General features: G+C 60.0%; 17 protein-coding genes and 1 riboswitch. Of the genes, 7 read left to right on the top strand and 10 right to left on the bottom strand.

Translation table 11 applies throughout. From position 1 onward, the window contains the following. Positions 1-17: 17 nt before the first annotated feature. Positions 18-139: riboswitch (SAM riboswitch) on the top strand. A 31-nt stretch (positions 140-170) separates the two neighbouring features. Then, the gene (locus AC1Z36_RS05850; protein ID WP_483561803.1) at positions 171-722 is read left to right on the top strand and encodes an OsmC family protein; all 552 of its coding nucleotides are present in this window, start codon (positions 171-173) and stop codon (positions 720-722) included. 76 nt (positions 723-798) lie between these two features. Here AC1Z36_RS05850 and AC1Z36_RS05845 read toward each other — a convergent pair whose 3' ends face one another. The 4 genes from AC1Z36_RS05845 to AC1Z36_RS05830 form a co-directional block, all read right to left on the bottom strand. Next, positions 799-1,854 carry an L-idonate 5-dehydrogenase gene (locus tag AC1Z36_RS05845; RefSeq protein WP_105656272.1) on the bottom strand — a complete coding sequence of 352 codons (1,056 nt, stop codon included), beginning with the start codon at positions 1,852-1,854 and terminating at the stop codon, positions 799-801. Further along, positions 1,844-2,614: an SDR family oxidoreductase gene (locus tag AC1Z36_RS05840; protein WP_105656271.1), complete on the bottom strand. Its 771-nt coding sequence runs from the start codon at positions 2,612-2,614 to the stop codon at positions 1,844-1,846. Before AC1Z36_RS05840 ends, AC1Z36_RS05845 begins: the two co-directional genes overlap by 11 nt. Before the next feature lie 173 nt (positions 2,615-2,787). Further along, positions 2,788-3,495, bottom strand: coding sequence for a FadR/GntR family transcriptional regulator (locus tag AC1Z36_RS05835; protein WP_483561802.1), 708 nt, complete (start codon positions 3,493-3,495; stop codon positions 2,788-2,790). 24 nt (positions 3,496-3,519) lie between these two features. Further along, positions 3,520-5,196, bottom strand: coding sequence for an L-lactate permease (locus tag AC1Z36_RS05830; RefSeq protein WP_105656269.1), 1,677 nt, complete (start codon positions 5,194-5,196; stop codon positions 3,520-3,522). Between the two features lie 146 nt (positions 5,197-5,342). Here AC1Z36_RS05830 and AC1Z36_RS05825 point away from each other — a divergent pair, with 146 nt between their 5' ends. Genes AC1Z36_RS05825 through AC1Z36_RS05815 form a run of 3 tightly spaced genes read left to right on the top strand, consistent with a single transcriptional unit; the run spans position 5,343 to position 8,205 of the window. Then, positions 5,343-6,107 (top strand): (Fe-S)-binding protein, encoded by a 765-nt coding sequence (locus AC1Z36_RS05825; protein WP_105656268.1) that lies wholly within the window; start codon positions 5,343-5,345, stop codon positions 6,105-6,107. Positions 6,108-6,124: 17 nt separating this feature from the next. Beyond that, positions 6,125-7,576, top strand: a complete 1,452-nt coding sequence (locus AC1Z36_RS05820; protein WP_105656386.1) for a LutB/LldF family L-lactate oxidation iron-sulfur protein — start codon at positions 6,125-6,127, stop codon at positions 7,574-7,576. Next, positions 7,573-8,205, top strand: coding sequence for a LutC/YkgG family protein (locus AC1Z36_RS05815; RefSeq protein WP_105656267.1), 633 nt, complete (start codon positions 7,573-7,575; stop codon positions 8,203-8,205). The genes AC1Z36_RS05820 and AC1Z36_RS05815 overlap by 4 nt, the downstream gene beginning before the upstream one ends. Positions 8,206-8,301: 96 nt before the next feature. Here the strand turns inward: AC1Z36_RS05815 and AC1Z36_RS05810 are convergent, their stop codons facing one another. Then, positions 8,302-8,601, bottom strand: coding sequence for a hypothetical protein (locus AC1Z36_RS05810; RefSeq protein ID WP_146112215.1), 300 nt, complete (start codon positions 8,599-8,601; stop codon positions 8,302-8,304). 139 nt (positions 8,602-8,740) lie between these two features. Here AC1Z36_RS05810 and AC1Z36_RS05805 point away from each other — a divergent pair, with 139 nt between their 5' ends. Both AC1Z36_RS05805 and AC1Z36_RS05800 read left to right on the top strand, forming a co-directional pair. Beyond that, entirely contained in the window at positions 8,741-9,913 is a 1,173-nt protein-coding gene (locus AC1Z36_RS05805; protein WP_483561801.1) for an MFS transporter, read from the top strand. Between the two features lie 127 nt (positions 9,914-10,040). Then, on the top strand, positions 10,041-10,484 hold the full coding sequence (locus AC1Z36_RS05800) for a DUF4190 domain-containing protein (RefSeq protein WP_105656265.1): 444 nt from the start codon (positions 10,041-10,043) through the stop codon (positions 10,482-10,484). Between the two features lie 113 nt (positions 10,485-10,597). Here AC1Z36_RS05800 and AC1Z36_RS05795 read toward each other — a convergent pair whose 3' ends face one another. After that, positions 10,598-11,146 carry a YceI family protein gene (locus tag AC1Z36_RS05795; RefSeq protein WP_105656264.1) on the bottom strand — a complete coding sequence of 183 codons (549 nt, stop codon included), beginning with the start codon at positions 11,144-11,146 and terminating at the stop codon, positions 10,598-10,600. Positions 11,147-11,367: 221 nt separating this feature from the next. On the opposite strand from AC1Z36_RS05795, the gene AC1Z36_RS05790 reads away from it, so the two are divergent. Then, on the top strand, positions 11,368-11,526 hold the full coding sequence (locus AC1Z36_RS05790; protein ID WP_166650780.1) for a hypothetical protein: 159 nt from the start codon (positions 11,368-11,370) through the stop codon (positions 11,524-11,526). Between the two features lie 149 nt (positions 11,527-11,675). Here AC1Z36_RS05790 and AC1Z36_RS05785 read toward each other — a convergent pair whose 3' ends face one another. The 4 genes from AC1Z36_RS05785 to AC1Z36_RS05770 are packed head-to-tail and all read right to left on the bottom strand — an operon-like array spanning position 11,676 to position 15,271. Further along, positions 11,676-12,653 carry a glycine betaine ABC transporter substrate-binding protein gene (locus AC1Z36_RS05785; RefSeq protein ID WP_219844107.1) on the bottom strand — a complete coding sequence of 326 codons (978 nt, stop codon included), beginning with the start codon at positions 12,651-12,653 and terminating at the stop codon, positions 11,676-11,678. Further along, on the bottom strand, positions 12,650-13,378 hold the full coding sequence (locus tag AC1Z36_RS05780) for an ABC transporter permease (RefSeq protein ID WP_105656263.1): 729 nt from the start codon (positions 13,376-13,378) through the stop codon (positions 12,650-12,652). The genes AC1Z36_RS05785 and AC1Z36_RS05780 overlap by 4 nt, the downstream gene beginning before the upstream one ends. Then, positions 13,375-14,637 (bottom strand): betaine/proline/choline family ABC transporter ATP-binding protein, encoded by a 1,263-nt coding sequence (locus tag AC1Z36_RS05775; RefSeq protein WP_105656262.1) that lies wholly within the window; start codon positions 14,635-14,637, stop codon positions 13,375-13,377. The genes AC1Z36_RS05780 and AC1Z36_RS05775 overlap by 4 nt, the downstream gene beginning before the upstream one ends. After that, positions 14,630-15,271, bottom strand: a complete 642-nt coding sequence (locus AC1Z36_RS05770; protein ID WP_105656261.1) for an ABC transporter permease — start codon at positions 15,269-15,271, stop codon at positions 14,630-14,632. The genes AC1Z36_RS05775 and AC1Z36_RS05770 overlap by 8 nt, the downstream gene beginning before the upstream one ends. Between the last annotated feature and the right edge of the window lie 195 nt (positions 15,272-15,466).

Raw genomic sequence — 15,466 nt, 5'->3', positions numbered from 1 at the left:
ATAGAAATTAATCACTGAATCACGAGTTCCACTCTTTGAGCCCTGGCTGAGTGGACGGCAACCCTCCTGCGTCATTGTGCGGGGTGCCCCAGGTGAAGATTCGACGCATCTTGACAGCCAAGATGCGTAAGCGATGGCGCCCCTTGCGCCAGAAAGGGGATCAATTCCCCATGACTAATGCAGCATCTGCCCCAACCGTATCCGAAGACCGCGCACAGCGCCTGCAGGAAGCAGGCAAGGGCTGGGGCGAACGAATTTCGGCTGCCCCGCAAAGTGCCCAATTGACTTTCACTGTGGAGGGCGAAGGCTTCGATTCGGTAGCCAGCAACATTGTCTCGGGCAAGCACACCTTCCAGGTCGACGAGCCAGCTGGCCTGGGCGGCAGCGACCTGGCCGCAAGCCCCGTGGAATACGCGCTCGGAGCGCTCATCTCCTGCCAGGTTGTGGTCTACCGCTTGTACGCGCAGAATCTCGGCATCCAGGTGGACGACGTGAAGATCCAGGCCAATGGCCACCTCGATGTCCGCGGACTCTTCGGCATCGACCAGACCATCCGCCCCGGCTTCTCGTCGGTGGATCTGGACATCCGGATTGCCGGACCGGAATCAGCTGAACGCTATGAAGAACTGCGCCGCGCAGTGGATGCCCACTGCCCAGTGCTGGACCTCTTCGCCAATCCGGTGCCGGTGACAACCGCGGTGAGCATCACAGAGATCAACTAGAGTTCGCTGAACTAAAAAGCACCGCGGCGGCCCCCGACTTCAGGGGCCGCCGCGGTGCACTTCTAGCTGAAGCCAACTATTGCCCCAGGAAGTTCAGCAGGACTTTGCCGGAGCGAGCCGAATCCTTGGCCGTTTCGAAGGCTTCAAGCGCATCGGCGACCGGGAACTCGTGGGTTACCGCCTCGGAAACCTGCAGTGAACCGTCGGCCAGGGCAGCAAGCACATGGTCGATTTCGTCGTTGAAGCGGAAGGAACCAACCAGTTCCAGCTCGCGGGTAATAGCCAGCGAAATGAGTGCGGGTTGTTCTCCTGAGGGCAGCAACCCGACCATGACCACTCGACCGCCGCGCACGGCACCGCGCACGGCGGAGGCCAACCCGCGGAAGTTGCCGCTGGCCTCGATCACCACGTCCGCGCCCACCTGGGCAAGAGCTTCCTGGTCATCGGCGCGCAAAGTTGAAGTGGCACCGAGTTTCCCGGCGATTTCCAACGGCTTCTCGTGCATGTCCACTGCGATGATTTCTTTGGCTCCGGCACGCTTGAGCACTGCTACAGCGAGAGCTCCGATCGGCCCAGCACCAATAACCAGCGCCTTCTTGCCGGCGACTTCACCGGCGCGCGACACCGCATGCCAAGCAACCGCAGCCGGTTCTGCCAGTGCCGCATCACGCAGTGCTAAGCCAGCAGGCAGCTCACGCAGCATGCGTGATGGCAGGTTCACTTCGCGGGCGAATGCGCCCTCGGTGTGCGGGTAGCGGGCGGCCGAGCCCAGATAGGTGCACCCCGGGGAAAGATTCGGGCGGTCGGCCGGGTAGGGTTCCCCGGTCTCGCCTGGTGTTGCCGGGTGCACGGCGACTTTGGTTCCGGCTGCCGGCCCGCTGCCGTCAGCGGCGGCCTGCATGACGGTCCCGACGATTTCATGCCCGAGAACCATTGGAGCCTTGAGGATCGATTCCCCGGCGGCGCCGTGGCTCCAGTAATGCAAGTCTGATCCGCAGATACCGCCGTAAGCGATGGCAACGCGTGCTTCATCTGCTCGCGGCGCTGCCAGCTCGATTTGTTCAATACGCAAATCATCGGCTGCATGGGCCACGACGGCCAACGTGCTGGTGGCGAGGGAATTAGACGACAACGCTCATGCCTCCGTCGATGAAAATGGTCTGCCCGTTCACGTAGTTCGATCCATCCGAGGCCAACCAGACTGCTGGTCCGGCCAGATCCTCGACAGTTCCCCAACGGGCAGCCGGGGTGCGGCCCAGAATCCAGGAATTGAATTTCTCGTCATCCACCAGATTCTGCGTCATCTCGGTGTGGATGTAGCCCGGTGCGATGCCGTTGATTTGCAGTCCCGAACCAGCCCATTCGGCGGTCATGGCGCGGGTGAGATTGCGCAGGCCTCCCTTGGCCGCACTATAGGCGGAGATGGTGGGGCGGGCCAAGTCGGTTTGCACCGAGCAGATGTTGATGATCTTGCCTTCGCCACGCTGCACCATGGAGCGTGCGACCTCTCGGCCTACCAGGAATGCGCTGGTGAGGTTCGTGTCAATCACACGCTGCCAGTCGGATACTTCCAATTCCAGCATCGGAACGCGGTGTTGGATACCGGCGTTGTTCACCAATATGCGGATGGGGCCGATGGTCTTTTCAATGGCGGCAATGTTCTCGCGCACGGCGGCATCATCGGTGACATCGAAGCAGACGCTATGGATTCTTTCGGCGCCATAGCGGGTGCCGAATTCGGCGACAGTTTCGGCCAAGCGTTGCGCATCGCGGCCGTGCAGGATGATGGTGGCTCCGGCATCGGCCAGGGCACGGGCAAGTTCGCGGCCAATACCGCGGGAGGACCCGGTCACCAGGGCCAGTCGTCCGGTCAGGTCAAAAAGTTGGCTCATGAGTTCCCTCGCATGAAGTGTCGATGGTTCATCGACGGGAACTCACCAGCGGTATGTACCGGCTGCTGTATCCGAAAAAGTAGCCCCGTCGCTTCCCCAAAAACATATCAGATATAAGAGGTGCGAGGGGCCATAAAGTCCGACTTATTTATTTGAAAACTATCCTGCCGGATCTAGCGGGTCTGCGAGTAGAACCAGTTGATGTGTTCTTCGAGCAGCTGGGCTGCGCGCTCGCGCTGCCCGGTGGCAAACGCGTGGTGGATGGCCTTGTGCTGTCGGCGCAAGACGCGCACCACCGGCTGCCAGGCCTCGTCGCTGGGCACCGATTCGGAAACATAGTCGCTGATCGAGTTGCGCAGCGATTCCATCATCGATTCCACGACCGCGTTGCCGGCCATGGAGGCCAGGAGCACGTGGAACTCCGCATCAATGCGGTGGAAGGCCTCGCGCGAGAGCTGCGCGTCGTCCATGCGCATGATCAGCACCGCGGTGCGGTCAATGACCTGCTGGGCATGGATTGGATCGCGCGGCGTCATTTGCGCTGCCCAGGTTTCCAGCAAGATGCGAGATTCGACGATCTCGCGGACGTTGATCCCCTTGGCCGCCAGATGCAGGCGCAATGCCTGCGAAATGCCAGCCGAGGGGTTGGAGATGATCACCGCTCCGGAGTTGGGCCCGGAGCCGGTTGAAGTCTTGATAATGCCCATCACATCAAGGATGCGGATGGCATCGCGGACCGAGGCCCGCGAGATCCCATGCTGCTCCGCGAGCGCACGCTCGCCGGGAAGCTGGTCTCCAACGGAGAGCTTCTCCTTGCGCAGATCCTCTTCAATTGCTTGGAGAACAATCTGGTACGCACGCGGAGCTGGGTTTACTGGCATCGGATCTATTTTAGCCGTTCACGGCTAAGGCAGCATCCAGGACAGAACCGGGGTGGACTGCAGGTAAACCAAGCAGCACAGCACCAGCAGCATGCCTACGGACCAACCGGCAACCTTCTTGAGGATCACGGACTCCTGGCCTTCCATCTTCACCGAGGTAGCGGCGATGGCCAGGTTCTGCGGGGAGATCAGCTTGCCGACCACGCCGCCGGAGGTGTTGGCGGCAACCAGCAGGTTCGGATCGATGCCGGCATTGATGCCAGCGGTCTGCTGCAGCTTGGCGAACAGCGCGTTGGCCGAGGTGTCCGAGCCGGTCACCGCGGTGCCGATCCAGCCCAGGATTGGCGACAGGAAGGCGAAGAATGCGCCGGTGCCTGCCAGCCAGGTGCCAATGGTGATGGTCTGGCCCGAAAGGTTCATTACGTAAGCCAGGCCGAGGACCGACAGGATGGTCAGCGCGGCGTAGCGCATGTTGTAGACGGTCTTGCCGATTTCGGCAGCACCCTCGGCGAAGGTCATCTTGTACTTGCCGTTGCCGTCGTTCTTCGCGTAGACCAGGGCCACGATCAGGCCGGTGATCAGCAGCAAGGTGCCCGGGGAGGATAGCCACTGGAAGTTGTAGATGGTCGAAGATACCGCTTCGCCATCAGCATTCAGGATCTTGCCGTCCAGTCCTGGCCAGCCGAACTTGATGTCCGTGGTTGCCAGCCATGCAGGAATGTCCACGCCCAGCTTCCACAGCTTGGCCACGCCGAAGATGACGATAACCAGCAGGTACGGGAACAAAGCCATCCAGGTGTTGACCGGGTGCAGCTTCGCATTGGCCTCGTATGGAATTGCGGCGGCTTCAGCAGTCAGCACGCGCTGGCGTGCCTCGTCGGCACCCTTTGGAGTCCAGAAGCGCAGCAGGATCACTGCGGCGGCCAGGCCAACCAGCGCAGCAACGATATCGGTCAGCTCATAGGAGAAGTAGGTCGAGCACAGCCACTGGGCGACACCGAAGGAGATGCCGATGGTCAGCGTTGCCGGCAGGGTCTGGCGCATGCCGCGCCAGCCGTCGAGGATCAGGACCAGGATCGACGGGACGAACAGCGCCAGCAGCGGGGACTGGTGGCCAACGATGGCGCCGATGTCGGCAGCCGGGATGCCGGTCAGGGCACCGGCGGTGGTGATCGGGATCGCCACGGCGCCGAAGGCCACCGGGGCGGTGTTGGCGATCAGCACGGCGCAGGCTGCGCGCAGCGGCGACAGGCCCAATGCCAGCAGCATGGTGGCGGTAATCGCCACCGGTGCGCCGAAGCCTGCCAGCGCTTCAAGCAGGCCGCCGAAGCAGAAAGCAATCAGCACGGCCTGAATGCGCACGTCGCCGCCGCCGATGACGTCGAAGACGCGGCGCAGGTCTTCGAAGCGGCCCGACTTGACGGTGACCTGGTAGAGGAAGATCGCCATGACAACGATCCAGACAATAGGGAAGGCACCGAAGACCATGCCCATTAGTCCGGAGTTCAATGCCAATCCAACCGGCATGTTCCAGCCGAAGATCGCCACGAGGATGGCAACAGCGAGCGAGCCGAGGCCGGCCCAGTGGGCCTTGACCTTGACTACCGCCAGAAGTACGAAGAAGGCTACAAGCGGGATCAGTGCGATGAGCGCTGAAACAGCTATGCTCCCCGCGATCGGATCCGTGGAGGGTGTAAACACGGTGTGGGCGTCCTTACTCGAGATGGTCTGACCATATGTGGTCCGACCACCTAGAGTACAAGGTGAGAGCTATCACAACAAGTCTTGACTATTACGAAGTGCGTGGCATAGTATGGTCTGACCACACCCTGAAAGAGTCATTTATTATGCGAATTGCTCTCTTTGCCACGTGCATTGTGGATGCTATGTATCCGGAAACCGCCAAGTCGACAGTGAAAATCCTGGAACGCTTGGGCCATGAAGTCATTTTCCCCAAGGCGCAAGCCTGCTGTGGGCAAATGCACATGAATTCCGGCTATATGCCTGAAGCCCTGCCCGTGGTTGAAAACCACATCAATGCCTTCGACACGGAAGACTACGACGTCGCAGTTGCCCCCTCGGGCTCCTGCGTTGCTTCGGTCAAGCACCAGCACCCTTTCCTGGCCGAGCGCCTGGGCAAGCCGGAGCTCAAGGAACGCGCAGTTGCCGTGGGCAAGCGCACCTATGAACTGAGCCAGCTGCTGGTGGATGTCCTGGGGATCACCAACGCGGCAGAGCAGCTGGGCAGCTACTTCCCGCAGACCATCACCTACCACCCTTCCTGCCACGGCATGCGTTCGCTGAAACTCGGCGATCGGCAACTTGATCTGCTCAAGACCGTCGGCGGCATCACCGTCAACGAGCTTCCGGAAGCTGACCAGTGCTGCGGCTTCGGCGGTACCTTCTCGATCAAGAACTCCGATGTCTCCACGGCAATGCTCGAAGACAAGATGAAGAACATCTGCTCCACCGGCGCCTCGGCCTGCGCGGGCGGCGACGCCTCCTGCCTGATGCACATCGGCGGCGGACTTTCGCGCACCGGAGCCAAGCCAAAGACCCTGCACCTGGCAGATATCCTGGCCAGCACCATGGAAGAGACGGTGTCACTGTGACTCAGGTATTCCTCGGCATGCCTGCCGGCGGGCAGGGCAACCTGTTCGAGACCGAGCCATTCCCCAAGGCCGCGCACCGGGAACTGGGCAACACCCAGATGCGCAAGAACCTGCGCCACGCCACCCACACCATTCGCGACAAGCGGCTGAACGTTGTCGGCGAGCTTCCGGACTGGGAAGAACTGCGCGACGCCGGCAGCGCCATCAAGAACCTGACGATGGCCAACCTCGAAGAGCGTTTGGAAGAGTTCGAGAAGAACTTCACCGCCCGGGGCGGCATTGTCCACTGGGCCCGTGACGCGGACGAAGCCAACAAGATCGTTACCGAGCTGGTCAAGGCGACCGGCTCGAAAGAGGTCGTCAAGGTCAAGTCCATGGCCACCCAGGAAATCGGCCTGAACGAGCACCTGGAGACCGAGGGCATCGAAGCCTTCGAAACCGACCTTGCCGAGCTGATCGTCCAGCTGGGCAACGACAAGCCAAGCCACATCCTGGTTCCGGCGATCCACAAGAACCGCACCGAGGTGCGCGACATCTTCCTCAAGGAAATGCCGGTAGTGGATCCGAACCTGACCGATGAGCCAGCCAAGCTGGCCGAAGCTGCCCGCAAGCACCTGCGCAAGAAGTTCCTTTCCGCCAAGGTCGCCATCTCCGGCGCGAACTTCGCGCTGGCCGATACCGGCACGCTGGGCGTAGTGGAATCCGAGGGCAACGGCCGCATGTGCCTGACCCTGCCCGAAACCCTGATCACGGTCATGGGCATCGAGAAGGTTCTCCCCCACTGGGAGGACATCGAGGTCTTCATGCAGCTGCTGCCGCGGTCTTCCACCGGCGAGCGCATGAATCCCTACACCTCGCTGTGGACCGGCGTGAGCGAAGACGATGGCCCGCAGAACGTGCACATCGTGCTGCTGGATAACGGCCGCACCCGCGCTCTGGCCGACCGCTTCGGCCGCACCGCGCTGAACTGCATCCGCTGCTCGGCGTGCATGAACGTGTGCCCAGTGTACGAGCGCACCGGCGGCCACGCCTACGGTTCGACCTACCCGGGCCCGATCGGCGCAATCCTCTCCCCGCTGCTGACCGGCATCCAGGTCGAGGAAAACGGGTCCTTGCCATATGCTTCCTCGCTGTGCGGCGCCTGCTACGACGCTTGCCCGGTGAAGATCAACATCCCGGAAATCCTCGTGCACCTGCGCGGCGAGGACGTGGATGCGAACCGCGACAAGCACAAGCTCCCGACCCAGATGGATCTGCTGATGAAGGGCGGCTCCTGGGCGTTGGGCAAGGGCAAGAACCTCGGCCTGCTCGAAAAGGCCTTGCCGCTGGGCCGGCTGATGTCCGGCAAGGAAAAGAAGATCAAGAAGCTTCCGGGCATCGCCGCAGGGTGGACCGCCAGCCGTGACATTCCCGCCCCGCCAAACAAGTCCTTCCGCGACTGGTGGAGCGACGAGAAGGAGTCCAAGTGAGCGCAAAAGACGAAATCCTGGGACGGATCCGCTCGGCACTAGCCGATGCTCCCGTCGCCCAAGAGGTACCCCGCGAATACCGCAAGACCTCGGATATGGGTGAAGCTGAGCTCATCGACCTGCTGGTGGACCGCTTGGTGGATTACAAGGCCGGGGTGGACGTCATTGACGCCGCGCAGATCCCGGAATACGTAGCGGCCAAGCTGGCGGGAGCCTCCAGTGTTGTCTACCCGCATGGCTTGGACACCGGCTGGCTCTCAGGGCTGGGCGAGAAGGTCGAGCAGCGCATCGATGCCCCGGGCGCACGGCTGAGCATCGCCGAACTGGATGAAACCAGCGCCGTGGTCACCTCGTCGGCCGTTTCGGTCGCCGAGTCCGGCACCATCATCCTCGATGGCGAGCCAAACCAGGGCCGCCGCGCGATTTCGCTGGTACCCGACCACCATGTGTGCATCGTGCCGATCTCCTCGATCGTGCGCCTGCTGCCAGAAGCCATGCCGCGACTGGCCATCACCCGTCCGCAGACCTGGATCTCCGGCCCGTCGGCCACCAGTGATATCGAGCTGGAGCGCGTTGAAGGCGTGCACGGCCCGCGTACCTTGGACGTCCTGATGGTTCGCGGCCTGTAAGGCTGGCGCAATAAGCTTTCGCGGCCGGTTCCCCCCTCCTAAACCTCCAGGGGAACCGGCCGCGAGTGCATTTAAGCGTGCTGTCGGCTTCTTGCCCTAGCCGCCGGCAATGAAATCCTTCAGGTCCGCCTCTATTCGATCGCGCGCGGCAAAAACCGAAGCCGGCAGCCCAGCTTCGAACATTTCGCGGAAGCGCACCGGTGGCATCGAAACGCTCAACCCCGCGATGACTTCCCTGGCTCCATCGTGACGGCAATCCGTTATGCTTCCCTTGCCTCGGGTTTTCATTACCGGAGATACCTGGCGCACCCAGCCCGCCAATCCTGTCCAGGCTTGGACGTGTCCATGGCGCTGCCACTGGACGCGACCGGTGAGTTGGGCGAATTCTTCGCTCAATTCATGACTGAATCACCAGTAACTGCCTAGCTGCCGATGCGTCATCTGACCGTGGCGGCTGTCATCCAAAACAGCAACACAGGGCTGATTCTGTTTACAGGGATTAGGCAAGCGGAAGAATCTCATTTGAAGGGCCGGGATGGAGAAACAACAGGACCTTCGGGTTTCGGTACGCACCATTCCCGATTCGGCTTTGCGCTTCGTCGGCTTCCTTTCCTTCTTCGACCGCTATGGCACCCCTCCCATGCTGGTCGCACTTTCGCTGGGCACCTCGCTCAGTTTCGCCCAAGCTGTCCAACTGGTAGCTTCCTATGCCTTGTTCTATGCCATAGGCCAGCCGGTCTGGGGCGTGCTTAGCGATCGTTTCGGGCGTCTGGCGGTTTTGCGCGCGGCGCTCATCGGCGCTGGCCTTTTCGCGGTCGCCAGCATCCTGTTCACCGACTATTTGCCGCTACTCATTGCCCGCTCCGCCACCGGGTTCATGTTCGGCGCACTGTATCCAACCTTGATGACGCTCCTGGGCGATACCCGTACCGGGGTGGAACGCGCTCGCGGCTTATCTGATTTGCAGATCTATTCCTCGCTGGGCACCACTCTGGCGACATTAGCTTCAGGAGCATTGGCAACATACGCGAACTGGCGGCTGGTGTTCCTGTTGCCTGCACTGGGTTGCGTAGCGGCCCTGTACTCCTTGCGGAAGGCGGCAGAGCCCGAGCATTCGCGTTCCGGATTCAAATTCCGTGCAGCTTTGCGTCCCATGAATTTGGCCCTTTATGCCATCGTCTTCCTCGAAGGCGGGCTGCTCATGGGATTGCTGACCTATATCGTTCCCGCCTTGCAAGAATCCGGTGTCGCTATTGGCTTGGCGGGAGCGCTAGGTTGCGCTTTTGCCTTGGGAGTCATTCTGGGTGCACGCTTGATGCGCCGATTGGTGGCACGCATCGGCCGAACATGGCTTATTGGCGGTGGAGGCCTGCTGCTTTGCGCAGCTTTCCTCCCTTCGGCGTTCGCCCCCTCCCCTGCCTCATACACCCTCACCGCGTTCCTCCTGGGTGCCGCGAACGCGATCATGCACTCATCGATGCAGGGGTGGGCGACCGATATCGCGCCTGACGCGCGGGCCACTACCGTTTCACTGTTCGTTTTTGCCCTGTTCGCCGGGGCATCTGCGGCGACCTACTTAACTGCAGATTTAGCGCAGAATGGCCACTACGGACAGATCTTCGGGATCGGCTTGGCACTGAGCCTATTACTTGTGGCGGTGGCGACTGGCACTCATGCGCTGTGGCGCAGAATGCATCCAGCCAGCTGACTTCACTGGCAGGTAGGGGGCATTCTGGCATTGCAGAGAGTTCTTCTAGAGATTAGATGTTATTGCCGGTTGCATGTGAGAATCTTGAATTAAGCGAACGAGCCTCACAAGCGGAAAGCAGGTTGCCATGACCAGTCCAGGCGAAGAACCACGAAACCCCTATTCTTCAGGGCACCAGGGTCAGAACCGGCAGTACCAGCAGCCTGGTTCCTACGATCTCAACGGCGTCCCGCAACAGCCTTACTACAATCAACAGGCACATGGCCAACCGGGCCAGTACCCCCAGGGCAACTTCGGCTATCCGACAGCATCCCAATTTCAAGGCACCCAGCTGGCACAGACCTCGATGATTCTTGGCATTGTGTCCATCTTCGTTGCAGGCGTGATCCTTGGCCCGATTGCTATTTTCAAGGCCAATAAAGCCGAAAGGGAATTCAATACGGTATCCACGGTCGGCAAAGTGACCGGTTGGATCGGCACCATTTTGGGCGTGCTCTGGATCGTGTATGTCGCATTCCTTGTCATCGGTGCTATCGCATTTTCCGTGGACCCGTCATTCAGCGGGTCCTAGGCACTTCTTCCCTCCACTTTAACGACAAAGCCTCCGGCTCACTTTCGTGAGCCGGAGGCTTTGCCGGTATCGGCCCTTGTCCCGTCATCCCCATGACGGCCTTCGGGAAACTTTTACTCTGCGGTTGGCAGTACGAACGAAGCGTCGATTTCGATCTTGACCTTGTCGCTGACCAGAACGCCACCGGCTTCCAGTGCTGCGTTCCAGGTGATGCCGAATTCCTTGCGGGAGATGGTCGTGGATGCGAAGAAGCCAACGCGGGTTGCACCGAAAGCGTCTACAGCTTCGCCGCCGAGCTCTGCTTCGAATTCAACTTCCTTGCTCACGCCGCGGATGGTCAGATCGCCAACGAGAATGAACTCGCCAGCCTCGCCCTTGACCGCAGTGGACTTGAAGGTCATGGTTGGGAACTGCTCGGCGTTGAAGAAGTCCTCGCCCTTCAGGTGGCCGTCGCGGTTAGCGTCCTTGGTGTTGACCGATGCGATCTGGACGGTTGCCTCGACCGAGGAGTCCGCCAAGGTTGCGCCGGTGGTCAGGGTTGCGTCGAATTCAGTGAAGCTGCCGCGAACCTTGGAGATGCCTGCGTGGCGAACCGAGAAGCCGATCTCGGAGTGCGATGCGTCGAGGTTCCAGGTTCCGGTGGTCAGTGCAGATGCAGTCATGTCTAAGTCCTTTCGTCGGGCCATCAAGTAGTTGACGCCTCAATTTGTTTTGCTGATACCAGTATGACACTAATGAAGTTGAAGCGTCAACCACTTTCCCTAAAAAAGTTTCATCTGGCTATTCAAGAGATCCGTATTTTGATACTGACTAGGAAAGTTTCTACTGGAGTCATTTTTTATGCACCCCTTTACTCAGACGCGTACATGGCTAGACTGAGGCCATGAACGCAAATGACCCAGTTCCCGATCATGCCCAAGAAGAAGCCGAGTTATCCGCAGAGCTAGAGGAAATTTGGCAGGAAGAATCCATCACTACCGCTGCCACGACCGAAATCGCCGATGAAGTCGACGGCGAGCTAGGCACCCGGAACCAGCAATAGGTAGATGGCCTCCACCTATTTCTATCCTGCAAGCAAATCCATCCGAGAGAAACCAATCCCCAGTGAATCCTCGGCGACATTGAAATGGATCCCCGGCATCGCGATGCCGGGGATCCATTGCTTAATCCATGCAGTTTTCGTTGCCTCGGTTAGGGATTGGAGACCAAGCCTTGGCCAACCATCCATTCGAAGGCAACATCCGCCGGTTCACGGCCAACCACGTCGACCTGGTAATTCAGGTCCATCAAGACCTGATCAGTCAGCAACGGAGCGATCTTGTCCATGATCTGCTGGATTTCCGGGTGCTTTTCAAGGAATTCTCCGTTGAAAGCCGGGGCGGCGTTGTAGCTTGGGAAATACTTCCGGTCATCTTCCAGCACGGTCAAGTTAAGCGCCTTGATGCGCCCGTCAGTGGTGAAGACTTCACCGAAGTTGCACGCGCCATTAGCGGTTGCCTGGTAAATGGCACCCACGTCGTACAGACCGATATTGTCCTCAGCCACTTCTGAACCACGGTCGATATCGTAGTGTTCCAGCATTGGAGTCAGACCGTCTCGACGGGAATTGAATTCCGGGTCGACGCAGAACGTCAGATCTTCGGGGTCCAGCGTCTGCAGTTCGGAAAGCTTGGTGATACCCAGCCGCTTGGTCGTTTCTTCGTTCATCGCCAATGCGTAGGTGTTGTTCAACGGTGCCGGATTTCCCCAGATAATTCCATTGGCAACATCCTCATCGTGCACCGACTGCCACTGCTCTTCTTCACCCACAACAGGTGATTCGTGGCCCAAGTAGGTCAGCCACGCGGTACCGGTGTACTCCCAGAGCACGCTCGCGTCGCCGGAAAGCAGCAACTGACGTGCCGGCTGGGAGCCAGGAACATTGGTCAGGTCGGTGACGTCGTAGCCGGCGGCCTTGAGCGCGATCACGGTGATCTTCCCCAGCAGCAGCTGCTCGGTAAAGGACTTGGACGTGACGGTCACGGTGGTGTCTTCAGCGTTTTCGACCAGCGGCTTGATCTCGGCGGGGCCGGCATTGGGCACCGTCCCGGTCGATGGGCTTAGTCCGCACCCGGTCATTCCGATCAGGGCGGCCATGGACAAGACAGCTAAATTCAGTTTGCGGTTCACGAAAGTCCTCTCGGTCGTGCCACCTGTTCGACGACACGGCCAAGCCAGTCAATCGTCAAAGCCAGCAAGGCCACTAGCAACGAGCCGGCAATCAGCACCACATTCAGGTTCAAGTTCACACCCGTAGTGATCAAGATGCCCAGCCCGCCGCCGTTGATAAAGGTCGCCAACGTGGCGGTGCCTACCAGCAGCACCAGGGCTGTGCGGATGCCCGATAGCATCACCGGGACGGCCAACGGCAGCTCGACCTTCAACAGCACGGACATCTGGCTCATGCCGATTCCCCGCCCGGCCTCCACCAGGCGTTCATCAACCTGCTGCAGGCCAACAATGGTGTTGGAGAGCACCGGAAGAATCGCATAGATCACCAGTGAGACAATGGCAGTTTTCGGGCCGAACCCCAACCAGAAGGCCAAGAGCACGATGACGCCAATGGCGGGTGCGGCTTGGCCGAAGTTGGCAATGGCGCGCACCGCCGGGGCTGCCTTGCGCAGTCCGGGGCGAGTGAGCAGCACGCCGAGCGGAATCGCGATCAGCAGCACGATGAGCGCCGAGATGACCGTGATGTTCAGGTGGTCGAGGGTGTAGCCCCAAATCGTTGCCGGATCCAGCGTTTGCTGTTCGGTCTCGGTCAGGTCGGCTGTTACCAGCCAACCCACCAAGATGGCGAAAGCAGCTGCGATTCCGGCGATCTGCCAAATCAAGCTGCGGGTTTCGGATCTCATGCCGATTCACCATCCTGCCCGGTGGCCGCACTATCGATATTCACGACGTTGATGGCACCCGAGTTCAGGCCAACCGGCGCCTCGTGATTAGCATCCGTGGTGTTGTTCGCGGCCGCGATCGCCTCCATGACGGTCTGCACCGTGATGACACCCGTGAGCACATCACGGCGTCCCGTTACCAGGGCCGACTCGGAACTGGCCACCAGCATGGTGTCCAATGCGTCGTTCAAGGTGGCCTGCTCACCGACGACCGGCATGGATTCATCGTAGGTACCCTCGATGATCTGGGCACGCGACAGTTGCCGGCGGTCCATGCGGCGCAGCGGACGTCCCCGCGAATCAAGCACTACCGCGTATTTGCGTCCGGCGCCCTGCAGCTGCGAGAGCACCTCCGAAGCATTCTTGCCCGGTGTGGTGGTGATGGCTTCTCCCAGTTCCACTTCGTTCACCCGCGTCAGGGTCAGCTGCTTCAAGCCGGCACCCGAACCGATGAAGTTCTCCACGAACTCGCTGGCCGGATTGGCCAGGATCCTTTCTGGGGAGTCGTACTGCTCCAGCTGCGCGCCTTCGTTGAAGATCGCAATCCAGTCGCCGAGCTTCACCGCTTCGTCGAAGTCGTGGGTCACGCACACGATCGTCTTCTGGACTTCAGACTGGATGTTCAGCAGCTCATCCTGCAGACGCTGGCGGGTAATTGGGTCAACTGCACCGAATGGCTCATCCATCAGCAAGACCGGTGGATCCGCTGCCAATGCACGGGCGACGCCCACACGCTGCTGCTGGCCGCCGGAGAGCTCCTTGGGGAAACGGTCCCGGTAAAGTTCCGGATCCAGCGAGACGAGTTCCAGCAGCTCGTCGACGCGGGCAGCGATCTTCTCCTTGGGCCAACCCAGCATCTTTGGAACCATGGCGATATTGGTCGCCACTGTCATATGCGGGAACAGGCCGCCAGCCTGGATCACATAGCCAATGCGGCGGCGCAGTTCATCACCGTTCATGCCGGTGACATCTTCGCCGTCAATGACGATCTTGCCGCTGGTCGGCTCGATCAGGCGATTAATCATCTTCAGGGTGGTCGTCTTGCCGCAGCCGGATGGCCCCACGAACATCACGATGGACCCGGCAGGGATCTCCAGGGTCAGGCCGCCTACGGCCGATTTCTTTTGTCCCGGGTAGGTCTTGGTTACTTCTTCAAGCATGATCGAAGCGCCAGTGACATTCTGGGCCACGGCATTTTCAGGGATCTTATGTTCAGACACGGATACCTCGCGGGGTAGTCAGTCGGCCAATGCCGAGCAAAATCAAATCAAGGATGAGCGCCAGGATCACGACGCCAACTACGCCGGTGATCACGGATTCCAGGGAGTTCGCGCCGCCCAGACGCGAGAGTCCTTGGAAGATGAACCCGCCGAGGCCAGGACCCAGGGCGTAGGAGACCACTGCGGCGACGCCCATCACCATCTGGGCTGAAATTCGTACGCCAGTCAGGATCACCGGCCAAGCTATGGGAATTTCTACTGATATCAGAGTCTTCAGCCGGCTCATGCCGATGCCGCGCGCTGACTCGATAATGGTTGGTTCGATGTTGTTCAGCCCAACGATCGCGTTGCGCAGAATTGGCAGGGCGGCGAAGAACGTCACCACGATGACTGCCGGAGTAACCCCGAAGCCCACGGGGACAATAAGCAAACCGATCAGGGCAAAGGACGGAATAGTCAGGCCGATGGCGCTAATGCCGTTAGCCAAGCCTGATAGGGGCTTGTTGCGGTATACCAATACGGCAATCAGCACAGCAATAATTGTCGCCAGGATCAAGCACTGCGCGACTAGCGAGAAGTGCTGCCACGAGGCGAAGAGGATATGGCGAGATCGCTCGCCAAAAAAGTCACCCACATTAAAACCTGCTTCACTTTAGTTTCGTATCTAGATCGTTATTTCAAGACTGGTCTCTGGGACCGTAGCTTGCCATGAGTTTAGCCGGGTCAGCGGAGCATGGCCAAGCCACGTTTTCCAGATCAAAGCTCTGGCTCGGCCGTATTTAAGGCCAATTGCTATCAATTGCCGATCACGAAATATGGTGCACTTTCA

The sequence above is a fragment of the Glutamicibacter sp. BS14 genome (assembly GCF_056934375.1).
This window is presented reverse-complemented; position numbering and strand designations above follow the sequence as displayed.